The 13,232-nt window shown below is 58.0% G+C and carries 11 protein-coding genes; 9 read left to right on the plus strand and 2 right to left on the minus strand.

Annotation, left to right across the window (positions count from 1 at the left end):
- Nucleotides 1-5: 5 nt before the first annotated feature.
- Nucleotides 6-1,934, minus strand: a complete 1,929-nt coding sequence (dnaK, locus tag ACYCZ5_RS02180; RefSeq protein ID WP_461543126.1) for a molecular chaperone DnaK — start codon at nt 1,932-1,934, stop codon at nt 6-8.
- Between the two features lie 90 nt (nt 1,935-2,024).
- Complete coding sequence (gene grpE / locus ACYCZ5_RS02185) at nt 2,025-2,573, minus strand: nucleotide exchange factor GrpE (protein ID WP_461543127.1); 549 nt, start codon at nt 2,571-2,573, stop codon at nt 2,025-2,027.
- Between the two features lie 110 nt (nt 2,574-2,683).
- On the opposite strand from grpE, the gene ACYCZ5_RS02190 reads away from it, so the two are divergent.
- From ACYCZ5_RS02190 to ACYCZ5_RS02230, 9 genes are all read left to right on the plus strand, one after another.
- Nucleotides 2,684-3,850 (plus strand): MFS transporter, encoded by a 1,167-nt coding sequence (locus ACYCZ5_RS02190; protein WP_461543128.1) that lies wholly within the window; start codon nt 2,684-2,686, stop codon nt 3,848-3,850.
- A gap of 26 nt (nt 3,851-3,876) precedes the next feature.
- Nucleotides 3,877-5,283, plus strand: a complete 1,407-nt coding sequence (leuC, locus tag ACYCZ5_RS02195) for a 3-isopropylmalate dehydratase large subunit (protein ID WP_461543129.1) — start codon at nt 3,877-3,879, stop codon at nt 5,281-5,283.
- Nucleotides 5,280-5,918, plus strand: coding sequence for a 3-isopropylmalate dehydratase small subunit (gene leuD / locus ACYCZ5_RS02200; protein WP_461543130.1), 639 nt, complete (start codon nt 5,280-5,282; stop codon nt 5,916-5,918). The genes leuC and leuD overlap by 4 nt, the downstream gene beginning before the upstream one ends.
- A 22-nt stretch (nt 5,919-5,940) precedes the next feature.
- Entirely contained in the window at nt 5,941-6,996 is a 1,056-nt protein-coding gene (leuB, locus tag ACYCZ5_RS02205) for a 3-isopropylmalate dehydrogenase (protein WP_461543131.1), read from the plus strand.
- An 18-nt stretch (nt 6,997-7,014) separates the two neighbouring features.
- Nucleotides 7,015-8,118: an aspartate-semialdehyde dehydrogenase gene (asd, locus tag ACYCZ5_RS02210; protein WP_461543354.1), complete on the plus strand. Its 1,104-nt coding sequence runs from the start codon at nt 7,015-7,017 to the stop codon at nt 8,116-8,118.
- 204 nt (nt 8,119-8,322) lie between these two features.
- Nucleotides 8,323-11,133, plus strand: coding sequence for a FimV/HubP family polar landmark protein (locus tag ACYCZ5_RS02215; protein WP_461543132.1), 2,811 nt, complete (start codon nt 8,323-8,325; stop codon nt 11,131-11,133).
- 67 nt (nt 11,134-11,200) lie between these two features.
- Nucleotides 11,201-11,812, plus strand: a complete 612-nt coding sequence (locus ACYCZ5_RS02220) for an energy-coupling factor transporter transmembrane component T family protein (RefSeq protein ID WP_461543133.1) — start codon at nt 11,201-11,203, stop codon at nt 11,810-11,812.
- Complete coding sequence (gene truA / locus ACYCZ5_RS02225; RefSeq protein ID WP_461543134.1) at nt 11,809-12,591, plus strand: tRNA pseudouridine(38-40) synthase TruA; 783 nt, start codon at nt 11,809-11,811, stop codon at nt 12,589-12,591. The genes ACYCZ5_RS02220 and truA overlap by 4 nt, the downstream gene beginning before the upstream one ends.
- A 7-nt stretch (nt 12,592-12,598) precedes the next feature.
- Nucleotides 12,599-13,228 carry a phosphoribosylanthranilate isomerase gene (locus ACYCZ5_RS02230; protein ID WP_461543135.1) on the plus strand — a complete coding sequence of 210 codons (630 nt, stop codon included), beginning with the start codon at nt 12,599-12,601 and terminating at the stop codon, nt 13,226-13,228.
- The last annotated feature ends 4 nt before the right edge of the window (nt 13,229-13,232 follow it).

The raw sequence follows: 13,232 nt of genomic DNA on the forward strand, positions 1-13,232 counted from the left end.
GAGGCTTACTTCTTGTCGTCCTTGACTTCGGTGAATTCGGCATCCACCACATCGGCATCGTCGGCTTTTGCACCGGCTTCTGCTTGCGCGCCGCCTGTAGCCTGCGCCTTGGCTTGCTCGGCGGCGTACATCTTCTCGCCCAGCTTCTGTGCGGCAGTCGCCAGTGTTTCAGTCTTGGCCTCGATGGCTTCCTTGTCGTCGCCTTTCACTACTTCCTCGGCATCCTTCACAGCAGCTTCGATGGCGGCTTTCTCGTCAGCGGACAACTGCTCGCCGTATTCCTTCATCGACTTGTTGGTGGAGTGGATCAGCGCGTCCAGCTGGTTGCGCGAAGTCACCAGTTCCACGGCCTTCTTGTCTTCGTCGGCATGCGCTTCGGCATCCGCCACCATGCGCTGGATCTCTTCTTCGGAGAGGCCGGAGCTGGCCTTGATGGTGATGTTCGCTTCCTTGCCGGTGGCCTTATCCTTCGCGCCCACATGCAAAATGCCGTTGGCGTCGATGTTGAAGGTCACTTCGATCTGCGGCATTCCTCGCGGTGCCGGCGGGATGTCGGACAGGTTGAACTGACCCAGGCTCTTGTTGCCGGAGGACATCTCGCGCTCGCCCTGCAGCACGTGGATAGTCACGGCGGACTGGTTGTCGTCGGCTGTGGAGAACACTTGCGATGCCTTGGTCGGGATGGTGGTGTTCTTCTTGATGAGCTTGGTCATCACGCCGCCCATGGTCTCGATACCCAGAGACAACGGGGTCACGTCCAGCAGCAGCACGTCCTTGACTTCACCTTGCAACACGCCGCCCTGGATGGCCGCGCCAACTGCCACAGCTTCGTCCGGGTTCACGTCCTTGCGCGCTTCCTTGCCGAAGAACTCCTTAACTTTTTCCTGCACCATCGGCATGCGTGTCTGGCCGCCGACCAGGATCACGTCGGCGATGTCGGCATTCGACACGCCCGCATCCTTCATGGCGATCTTGCACGGCTCGATGGTACGTGCGACCAGATCTTCCACGATGCTTTCCAGCTTGGCGCGGGTGATCTTCACGGCCAGGTGTTTCGGGCCGGTCGCGTCTGCTGTGATGTAGGGCAGATTGACTTCGGTCTGCTGCGCGGAAGACAGCTCGATCTTGGCTTTTTCTGCTGCGTCTTTCAGGCGTTGCAATGCCAGCATGTCCTTCTTCAGGTCAACGCCGCTTTCCTTCTTGAACTCTTCCACCAGAAACTCAATCACGCGCATGTCGAAGTCTTCGCCGCCGAGGAAAGTGTCGCCGTTGGTGGACAGCACTTCGAACTGGTGTTCGCCGTCGATCTCGGCGATATCGATGATGGAGATGTCGAACGTGCCGCCGCCCAAGTCATACACCGCGATCTTGCGGTCGCCTTCCTGCTTGTCCATACCGAAAGCCAGCGCAGCCGCAGTCGGTTCGTTGATGATGCGTTTCACATCCAGACCGGCGATGCGGCCCGCATCCTTGGTTGCCTGGCGTTGGCTGTCGTTGAAGTAGGCTGGAACGGTGATGACGGCCTCGGTGACCGGTTCGCCCAAGTAGTCTTCGGCGGTCTTCTTCATCTTCATCAGCACTTCGGCGGAGATCTCCGGAGCGGAGATCTCTTTGTCGCGCACCTTCACCCATGCGTCGCCGTTCTTGGCCTTGACGATGGAGTAGGGAACCATGGCGATGTCTTTCTGCACCATCGGCTCCTCGAAACGGCGACCGATCAGACGCTTCACGCCGTACAGGGTGTTCTTCGGGTTGGTCACGGCCTGACGCTTGGCGGGCGCGCCCACCAGCACTTCACCGTCTTCCATGTAGGCGATGATGGAGGGCGTCGTGCGCGTACCTTCCGCGTTCTCGATCACCTTGGTTTTGCCGTTCTCCATGATGGCTACGCAAGAGTTGGTGGTGCCCAAGTCGATACCGATGATTTTTCCCATGATGCTTTCCTTTCAGTTGAATGCTTGAATTGGTTGGTTTCTGTTGCCTCGGAGCCTGATATCAGGGCGATGGCGGAAATTTCAAGTGCCTTATTCTTTTCCTTTTGACACCATCACCAGCGCCGGACGTAGCACGCGCTCGTTCAGGGTGTAGCCCTTCTGCATCACGCTGACCACGGTGTTGGTCGCTTGCTCGCTTTCCACCATGCCGATGGCTTGATGTTTATGCGGGTCCAGTTTCTCGCCGACCGGGTTGATCTCGGTGATGTTGAACTTCTCGAACACAGTGGATAGCTGCTTGAGGGTCAGTTCCATGCCGCTCTTGAAACTTTCCACGTTCTCGGTCTCGACGGCCAGACCGGCTTGCAGGCTGTCCATCACTGCCAGCATCTCGCCGGAGAAGCGTTCCACCGCGAACTTCTGTGCCTTGCTCACGTCTTCGGCCGCGCGGCGGCGGATGTTCTCACCCTCGGCCTTGGCGTACATCCAGGCGTCATAGTGTTCCTGTGCCTTGCGCTCGGCTTCCTGCAGCATCTCTTCCATGCTGGGTGTCTTGTCGGTGTGTTGTTGGGCGGCGGATTCGGCGCTGGCCGCAGCTTCGTGTTGTTCGATCTGCGGCTGATTCTCTTTCTGTTCCATGTGCTTCTCCTATTTTCGACTGTTGCTTGATGGGGGCACGATTTTCGTTTTCAAGGGGCAGCGCGAAAAAAATTTGGTGCGATAATGCGCGCCGTTCAAGACAGCCCGCCATGACCACCCGCAACTACCACTGGCGTATCGCCGGTTTCTATTTCTTCTATTTCGCCTTCGTGGGGATGTTCTCCCCGTATTGGAGTCTCTACCTGCAATCGCTGCATTTCGATGCCATCGAGATCGCCATCCTGATGAGTTTGCAGCCTGTGATGCGTATGGTCGCGCCCAGCCTGTGGGGCTGGCTGGCCGACCATACGGGCAAGCGGCAGGAAGTGGTGGTGGCTGCGGCGGGGCTGAGTGCGCTGTTCTACACGGGCGTGTTCTTCACTGAAAGCTTCTGGGGGCTGTTCGCGGTGATGCTGCTGATGAACTTCTTCTGGAGTGCATCGATGCCGCTGGTGGAGGCGACCACGCTTACCTATCTGGGCAAGAATACGGCGCACTACGGGCGTTTGCGTTCCTGGGGGTCGGTGGGATTCATCGTGGCGGTCGTTGGTTTGGGCTATGCCTTCGACTACGTTGCCATCGCCTGGCTGTTGTGGGCTGGGCTGCTATGCGAGATCGGCATCCTGCTGTTCGCGCGCGAGATGCCCAAGACCGAAGTGCTGGCGCATCACACCGATCATCAGCCTATCCGGCAGATCGTGATGCAGCCGCGCGTGCTGGCCTTTCTGGGTGCCAGTTTTCTGATGGCCGTGGCGCATGGTCCTTATTACACCTTCTTCTCCATCTATCTGGTGGAGCACGGTTATGCCAAGAGTGCCGTAGGCGGGCTGTGGGCGCTGGGCGTGATCTGCGAGATCGGCGTGTTCTTCCTGATGCCGGCTCTGGTGCAGCGCTTCGGGTTCGCACGCATACTATTGTTCAGCTTTGCGGCTGCTGCCATGCGTTTCCTGCTGATAGGGTGGGCGGTGGATGTCGTTTATCTGCTGTTATTTGCGCAGGTGTTGCATGCCTTCACCTTCGGTTCCTTTCATGCGGCATCGGTGGGCATGGTGCATGAGTTCTTTCAGGGGCGGCATCAATCGCGCGGGCAGGCGCTGTTCGGTAGCGTGACTTATGGCGCCGGCGGTGTCTTGGGCGGGCTGGCCAGCGGGCCGATCTGGCAGCACTGGGGCGGCTCGGCGTTGTATACCTTTAGCGCGCTGATGGGGTTCGCAGGGTTGCTGCTGATGGTGTGGAAGGTGCGTCGCATGGCGGAAAAGCCTGACGCTGTGGCATAATCCGGCGCTCCAATGGAAGCATGCAAATGAGCTCAAAAACCTTATACGACAAACTCTGGGATTCTCACGTGGTGCGGCAGGATGCCGACGGCACCGCGTTGATCTATATCGACCGTCAATTGGTGCACGAAGTCACCAGCCCGCAGGCATTTGAGGGCCTGAAACTGGCCCATCGCAAGCCGTGGCGTACCGCCTCCATGCTGGCGGTGCCGGATCACAACGTGCCGACCACCAATCGCGCGGCCGGTATCGCCGACCCGATCTCCCGTTTGCAAGTGGAGACGCTGGATGCGAACTGTGCCGAGTACGGTATCGTCGAATTCAAGATGGGCGATATCCGCCAGGGTGTGGTGCACGTGATGGGACCCGAACAGGGCGCGACCTTGCCCGGCATGACCGTGGTGTGCGGCGATTCGCATACCAGTACGCACGGCGCTTTCGCTGCATTGGCACACGGTATCGGCACTTCCGAGGTCGAGCATGTGATGGCGACGCAGTGTCTGGTGGCGAAGAAATCCAAGGCCATGCTGGTCAAAGTGGAAGGCAGGCTGGGGCGCGGGGTGACTGCCAAGGATATCGCGCTGGCAGTGATCGGCAAGATCGGTACGGCGGGCGGCACGGGTTTCGCCATTGAGTTCGCCGGTGCTGCCATTCGTGACCTGAGCATGGAAGGCCGCATGACCCTGTGCAACATGGCCATTGAGGCTGGTGCGCGCGCCGGCATGGTGGCGGCTGACGACAGGACCATTAACTATGTGAAGGGCCGTCCGTTCGCGCCGCAAGGCGAGAACTGGGACAAGGCGGTCGCGTATTGGAAGACATTGCATTCCGACGACGGTGCAAAGTTCGATGCGACGGTGGAACTGGACGCGTCGCAGATCAAGCCGCAAGTGACCTGGGGAACGTCTCCTGAGATGGTGACTGACATCAATGGTCGCGTGCCGGATCCGGCTTCTGCTCCCGATGCGGTCAAACGCGGCGACTGGGAGCGTGCTTTGCAGTACATGGGCTTGCAAGCCAATACGCCGATCAGCGAGATCAAGGTGGACAAGGTGTTCATCGGTTCCTGCACTAACGGACGCATCGAAGATATGCGCGAAGCAGCAGCAATCGCCAAGGGAAAGAAGGTCGCGGCCAACGTCAAGCTGGCGATGGTGGTGCCCGGTTCCGGTCTGGTGAAAGCGCAAGCCGAGCAGGAAGGTCTGGACAAGGTGTTCATTGATGCCGGTTTCGAATGGCGCGATCCTGGTTGTTCAATGTGTCTGGCGATGAATGACGATCGTCTGGAAGCGGGCGAGCGTTGCGCCTCCACTTCGAACCGCAACTTCGAAGGCCGTCAAGGCCAGGGTAGTCGTACGCATCTGGTGAGTCCGGCAATGGCTGCGGCTGCGGCGATCGCGGGGCATTTTGTGGATGTGCGGGAGTGGCAATGAAAAAATTCGAGACTTTTGATGGCTTGGTGGTGCCGTTGGATAGGGCCAACGTGGACACCGATGCCATCATTCCCAAGCAGTTCCTGAAGTCGATCAAGCGTTCCGGCTTCGGCCCCAATGCGTTCGACGAATGGCGTTATCTGGATCACGGTGAGCCGGGCATGGACAACAGCAAACGTCCTGTGAATCCGGATTTCGTGCTGAACCAACCGCGCTACCAGGGTGCGCAGGTTTTGCTGGCGCGCGAGAACTTCGGTTGCGGCAGTTCGCGCGAGCACGCGCCGTGGGCGCTGGAAGACTACGGCTTGCGCGTCATCATCGCGCCCAGTTTCGCCGACATCTTCTTCAACAACTGCTTCAAGAACGGTTTGCTGCCGGTCAAGCTGGCGGCGGACAAGGTTGATGCGCTGTTCAAGGCGGTGGAAGCTGGCGTCGGTTACAAGCTGAAGGTCGATCTCGAACAGCAGACAATCACCGCGCCTGACGGTGCGGTGTACCCGTTCGAGGTGGATGCCCACCGCAAGCATTGCCTGCTAAACGGTCTGGACGACATCGGTCTGACCTTGCAGCACGTGGATGACATCAAGGCGTTCGAGGCGAAGCACCGCACAGCGCAACCCTGGTTGTACGCATAATATTTTTCGATTGGAAGAGAGTATGAAGATCGCAGTTTTGCCGGGTGACGGCATCGGCCCAGAGATCGTGGCGCAAGCCGTGAAGGTTTTGAATGCGCTGAATATCGGCCTGCAAATGGAAGAGGCACCTATCGGCGGAGCAGGCTATGAGGCAGCGGGCGATCCGCTGCCGGATGCGACACTGGCACTGGCCAAAGCGTCCGATGCCGTGTTGCTGGGCGCGGTGGGCGACTGGAAGTATGACAAGTTGGAGCGTCATCTGCGTCCCGAGCGCGGTCTGCTGCGCATTCGCAAGGAACTGAATCTGTTCGCGAATCTTCGTCCTGCCTTGTTGTACCCTGAGCTGGCTTCTGCTTCCACGCTGAAGCCGGAAGTGGTGTCCGGTCTGGACATCATGATCGTGCGTGAACTGACCGGAGACATCTACTTCGGACAGCCGCGCGGCATCTCCACTTTGGAGAACGGTGAGCGCGAAGGCATTAACACCATGCGCTATAACGAGACCGAGATTAAACGCATCGGTCGCGTCGCATTCGACATCGCTATGAAGCGCAACAAAAAAGTGTGTTCCGTGGACAAGGCTAACGTGCTGGAGACCACTGAGCTGTGGCGTCAGGTGATGATCGAGCTGGCCAAGGAATACCCGGAAGTCGAGCTGTCTCATATGTACGTGGACAATGCCGCGATGCAGCTCATACGCGCGCCCAAGCAGTTCGACGTGATGGTCACCGGCAATATCTTCGGCGACATTCTGTCCGATGAGGCCTCCATGCTGACCGGCTCCATCGGCATGTTGCCGTCCGCGTCACTGGATGCGAACAACAAGGGCATGTACGAGCCCAGCCACGGTTCTGCGCCCGACATCGCCGGCAAGGATGTTGCCAATCCCTTGGCGACCATCCTGTCGGCTGCGATGATGCTGCGCTATACCTTCAATGACGAAGTGAACGCGGTGCGTATCGAAGATGCGGTGAAGAAGGCGCTGGCGCAAGGTTACCGTACGGCGGATATCTACACCGAGGGTTGCAACAAGGTGGGCTGCGCTGCGATGGGCGATGCAGTGGTCGCTGCACTCTAATTTCAGAGTTAAGGAATAATCATGAAAGTCGGTTTGATCGGTTGGCGCGGCATGGTCGGTTCGGTACTCATGCAGCGTATGCGTGAGGAGAAGGACTTCGATTTGATCGATGCCGTGTTCTTCACCACTTCCAATGCGGGCGGGGAGTCGCCCGCTGAAGGTCGAGGCGTGCCCTTGAAGGATGCGATGGACATCAATGAGTTGAAGGCGATGGATGCCATCATCTCCTGTCAGGGCGGCGATTACACCACCGAGATATTCCCAAAGTTGCGTGCGGCGGGCTGGAACGGCTACTGGATCGATGCAGCCTCGACTCTGCGCATGGAAAAGGACGCGGTCATCATCCTTGATCCGGTCAACCTCGACCTCATCAAGAAGTCGCTGGCGAACGGCGGCAAGAACTTCATCGGCGGCAACTGCACCAACAGCATCTTGTTGATGGGATTGGGCGGTTTGTTCCATGCAGGGCTCGTTGAATGGGTGTCTTCGATGACCTATCAGGCTGCATCCGGTGCCGGCGCTCAGAATATGCGAGAACTGCTGAGTCAGATGGGTGTTGCGCATGCATCAGTCGCCAGTCTGCTGGCCGACCCCAAGTCGCCCATCCTTGAGATTGATCGTTTGCTGACTGAGGCGATGCGTTCAGGAGCTATGCCTGTCGAGAATTTCGGTGCACCACTCGCGGGTAGTCTGATCCCATGGATCGACAAGCAACTTGAGAATGGCCAATCCAAAGAAGAATGGAAAGGCAAAGCCGAGGTAAACAAGATATTGGGGACGGCTTCCGTCATTCCGGTCGATGGTCTGTGCGTGCGCATCGGTGCGATGCGTAGCCATAGCTTGGCGTTGACGATCAAATTGAACAAGGATGTGCCGTTGAGCGAGATCGAGGCATTGATCAAGGGGGGCAACCCTTGGGTCAAGTTCGTCCCGAATCAGCGAGAATTGTCTATGCACGAACTGACGCCGACTGCTGTAACCGGAAAACTGGATATCGCAGTGGGCCGCGTGCGCAAGATGGAATTGGGCCCTGAGTATGTCAGTGCCTTTGTTTGCGGCGATCAGTTGCTTTGGGGGGCGGCCGAGCCGTTGCGTCGTATGTTGCGAATCTTGTTGGGCTAGTGGCAAAAATCCGGTTGATAACCGCCGGTTAGTGCCTGAACCTAGAGGGTAGGTGAGCTTGCATCACTAACCCTCTGATGTTAGTCTGAATATCGTCAGGGAAAGAATGAGGGTGGCAGTGTGCTGAAAACGATTATAAAAACGTCGGGTTATCTTGCCTGCTTGCTTGTATCCGGTATCGCGAGTGCGACGGGTCTGGGCGGTATGGCAGTCAGTTCCAATCTGGGGCAACCGCTGAAGGCAGAGATCGAGCTGGTTGCAGTGGAAAAAGCTGACAGAAACAGTATCGTCGCCAAGCTTGCATCAGTAGAAGCCTTCAAGGCCGCCGGCATCGACTATCCCTATGCATTACCCAAACTGAAGTTCGCGATCGCCAATCGCGACAGTGCACAGCCCCGTGTGATCATCACTTCTGCGCAGCCTGTTAACGAGCCATTTGTCACGCTGCTGGTAGAGGTTGCCTGGCCTTCCGGCAAGCTCATGCGCGAATACACGTTCCTGCTTGATCCGGTCGGCTTTGCTGTCGAACCACAAGCCGAAACGGTCAAACCTATCGCCCCAGTCGTTTCGACACCTCCGGCGCTGAGCGAGCCGCTGCCGGTTGTAGAGGCGATGCCCGAACCTCTGATCGCACCGACTGTTCCGGAAGCGCCTGCGGAAGCCGCCCCTGCAGAAGTTAGTGCTGAAGCAACCGATGTGGAACCGACTGCGGCAGAACAGACTCCTGTCACGGAAGCCCCGCCAGCTGAAGAAGTCGCTGCGATGCCAGCGGAGCCGGTACAGGAAGAAGCTCCTGTGGTTGTGGAAGATGCCTTGAGCAAGGAAGAAGCCATTCCGGTGGCTGAGAGTGTCGACATCAAAGTGGTGCGTGGCGATTCCTTGAGCAAGATCGCGCTGAAGGTCAAGCCTGCAGACGTCAGTCTGGAGCGCATGCTGGTGGCGATGTATCGTGCCAACAGCGACGCTTTCATGGGCAAGAACATGAACCGCCTGAAAGCGGGCAAGATCATTCGCGTGCCGGATGCCGCTGAGATCGAGGCGGTTCAGCAAGGCGAAGCGGTGAAGGTCTACCGCGCGCAAGTGGAAGATTGGAACGCTTATCGTCAGCAACTGGCGGCGGTCCGTGCCGAAGCACGCGAGCAAACAGCACAACAGGGCGCTTCGGGCAAGGTGACTGCCGCAGTGACCGAGAAGGCGGCGAGCAAAGAAGCGCCAACAGAAGTGCTGAAACTCTCCAAGGGAGAGGCGCCTGGAGACGGTGTTGCCGGTGGTTCGGCCAGCAGCAAGGAAGAAGAGTCCGTTGCCAAGGCCAAGGCACTGAAAGAAGCGCAAGATCGTACGGCACTACTGGAAAAGAACGTCAAAGATCTGGAGCGACTTGCTGAACTGAAGAAGCAACAGGCTGAAGCTGCAAAAAAAGCTACGCAAGCTCCGGATGCGGGCGTGCCAACCGCTTCGATCGGTGCCAGTGCACCTGTGCCGGCTAAACCTGTCGCCAAGCCTGCTGTGCCTGCGCCCGTAGAGGTGCCGCAAGCAGAAGTTTCACTGATCGATAGTCTGCTGGAAGATCCAGTGTTGTTGGGAGGTGGTGCTGCAGGATTGATCGCATTGCTGGGCGCAGGTTTCTGGCTGTCGCGTCGAAGCGGCAAGACGGTTCCCAAGAAAGCGGCGGCCGCAGTTGCTACTGAAGCCGATGACATCGGCAGCTCGACTGGACGTATCGCAGAACCGGTGATGCCGTCACCTGACACGGGTGACTTCACACAGCAAGCTGAAGATACTGCCGAAGAGAGCCACTCCGATGAGGTCGATCCGATCGCCGAGGCAGATCTATTCCTCACCTTCGGGCGCGACGTCCAGGCTGAAGAAGTGTTGAAAGAAGCACTGAATTCCAAACCGGGCGATGTGCCGATCATCCTCAAGCTGCTGTCGATCTATTCGACTCGCAAGGATACGAACACGTTCATGACCTATGCCCGCCAGATCAAGGACGGTGGTGACGAGGCAGCATGGCAGCAAGTGGCTGCGATGGGGCGTGAGCTTGAGCCGAGCAATCCATATTATGGCGGAGAAGGCGAAGCAAACGATGCAGGCGCTCCCCAAGTTGAAGAGACGGCAGAGCCGGCAGTCGATTTCGACCTTGGTTTCGGTTCGTCTGGCTCCGAGAATCAAGAGTCGAACGCGCTTGATACCATGATGATGGATACCTTCGCTACGGAAAAGAGCGAGGCGAGTGCACAAGCCGATGATTTCCTGGGTACTGTGGTGATGCAGCCGCAGTCGTCATCCAGTGAGTCGACGACCATCCTTTCTGCCAAAGAGATGCAGGCGGCGAGCGAATCGCCGATGGATTTTGATATCACGGGTGCGCATCAGGACAGTGAATCTGAAAATAAAGCAGCGGAGTCGACAGAAGGAAGCAATACAGAAACTGCTGCATCCGACGATCTGATCTTCGACGTGACCTCTACGCATCCCGGTGTTCCCAGCCAGATGACTGAGGCAGCAGGGGCGTCTGATCAAACGGAAGCATCGGACGATCTGATGTTCGACGTGACATCTACTCATTCGGGTTTCCAGGCTCCGGTAGCCGCTGCGACGGCTGCTGAGCCAGCTGCAGGGCTGGATGATCTGATGTTCGATATAACCTCTGCCCAGCCGGAAGAAACTGCGGCTACCAAAACTGAAACGCCTGCAAGCGATGATAGTTTGGCATTCACGCTGGATATCCCGGAATACGGCCAGTCTGCGGAAGAAAAACCTTCCGCCCCGATGGATATCGGTTTGGGAGATATCAGCCTGAATCTGGATGGACTGGGTGGCAGCGATGCAGCCAGCCCGGCTGCAGAGGTCAAGGATGAGCGGTGGCAGGAAGTCGCTACCAAGCTTGATCTGGCCAAAGCCTACCAAGAGATGGGTGACGGAGCCGGTGCGAAAGAGATACTCGAAGAAGTGATGCGTGACGGCGATGACCAGCAGCGTGCCAGTGCGCAAAGCATCCTTGATCAGCTTTAAGTATTACGCATGAAAGCGACGGCAGCCATTTCGGCTGCCGTTTTTATTTGAACGAATGGATAGGCTGATGCCCCATCCCGCTATACAGATATTGATCTGGATAACACTCTCCATCACGGCACAAGCACTGTCTGAGCTTGGCTTGTTCCTGATGACGGTTGTGCTGTTCATCGCGGCGGCGAAACTCGATTCGCGCCAACTCTTTAGTTTGATCCGGCGCACACGCTGGATATTGCTCTCCCTGCTGCTGGTCTATGCATATTCGACGCCGGGCGTCGCACTGGTGACTGAACTGGGGCGATTCTCGCCGACGCTGGAAGGTCTGTCGGACGGTTTGATGCAACTGGGGCGATTGCTATCCATGTTGTCTGGATTGGCGATCCTGCTGTCGTTGTTGACTCAGGCTCAATTCATCAGCGGTATTTATGCGCTGGCCTACCCGCTGAACTGGTTCGGAGGATCGCGAGAACGGGTCGCCGTGCGGCTGGCGCTGACACTGCAATATGCCGAACCGGCCATGCGCGATACTGCGGCAGACTGGAAGCGGGCGATCGGCGATGCGCTGCAGCCACCAGGCGAGGCCGGTCCGCAGGTGATGCTGGACAGGATTGCGCTCAAGGCAGCGGACGGCTTGAGTCTGCTGTTGTGTGCAGCGCTACTTTACGGGGTCTGGAGATGAGGATCGCACTCGGTGTGGAATATGACGGAAGTCGTTACCACGGCTGGCAAAGCCAGCCGGATATGGCGAACGTGCAAGATGCTTTGCAGGATGCGTTGTCGGCTATCGCCTGCGAACGAATAAGCATCATCGCCGCCGGACGCACGGATACCGGCGTGCATGCACTGGAGCAGGTCGTGCATTTCGACACGTCTACGGTTCGCCAGCTCACCGCATGGGTGCGCGGCTGCAATGCGCTGCTGCCTGCAGGTATCGCTGTATTGTGGGCACACGAGGTGAGCGATGAATTCCACGCGAGATTTTCGGCATGGTCGCGCAGTTATCAGTACGTGCTGTTCAATCGCCCCCAAAGGCTGGCTGTGCATGCGGGCAAGGCGGGCTGGTTCCATGCGCCACTTGATGCCGCCGCGATGCAGGAAGCGGCAGCTCATCTGTTGGGCGAACATGATTTCAGTGCTTTCCGTGCTTCGCAGTGTCAGGCCAAGTCGCCAATCAAGACGCTGGCAAAACTGGACATTTACCAACAGGGCGAAACGATCATCTTTGACTTGACCGCCAATGCGTTCCTGCATCACATGGTGCGCAATATCGTCGGCTGTCTGGTGTATGTCGGCAAAGGCAAATATCCCCCAGAGTGGATGAAGCAGATCCTGGAATCGCGCGAGCGCAAGCTGGCGGCGCCGACATTCATGCCCGATGGCCTCTATCTGCGACACATCGGCTACGACCCAAAGTGGGGACTGCCGCAAGGTACAATGCCGCCCTCGGAAAACGATTGAATCCGCTATGACCCGAATCAAGATATGCGGCATCACCCGTGAACAGGACCTGCAGGCTGCGGTGGCGGCAGGCGCGGATGCGCTCGGTTTCGTGTTCTATGACAAGAGCCCGCGCAATATCCCACCGCAGCGGGCGTCAGAACTGTTGCGTGCATTGCCCCCCTTCGTGACCAGCGTTGGCCTGTTCGTCGACCCATTGGAAGGAATGGTGCGAGAGGTCCTCGCGCAAGTGCCGCTCGATGTGCTGCAGTTCCATGGCGATGAATCCCCCGAATTCTGTGCCCAGTTCGGCCGCCCTTATTTGAAGGCGATACGCGTCAGGCCGGGGGTGGATTTGGTAGAATGCGCGGCCCGTTATGCGGACGCCCAAGGCTTGCTGCTCGATGCCTATGTGGAAGGTGTGCAGGGCGGTACCGGAGAGTCTTTCGACTGGGCGCTGATCCCGCGCGAGTTGTCGTTGCCGGTGATCCTGTCCGGCGGGCTGCAACCAGCCAATGTGGCGCTGGCGGTGCGCGCGGTGCGGCCATACGCGGTCGATGTCTCCAGCGGCGTCGAGGCGTCAAAAGGAATCAAAGATGCGGCGATGATCGCTGCATTCATCAAAGAGGTTAAGAACGTTGACATACAGTTATCCTGACCAG

The sequence above is a fragment of the Sideroxydans sp. genome (assembly GCF_054604835.1).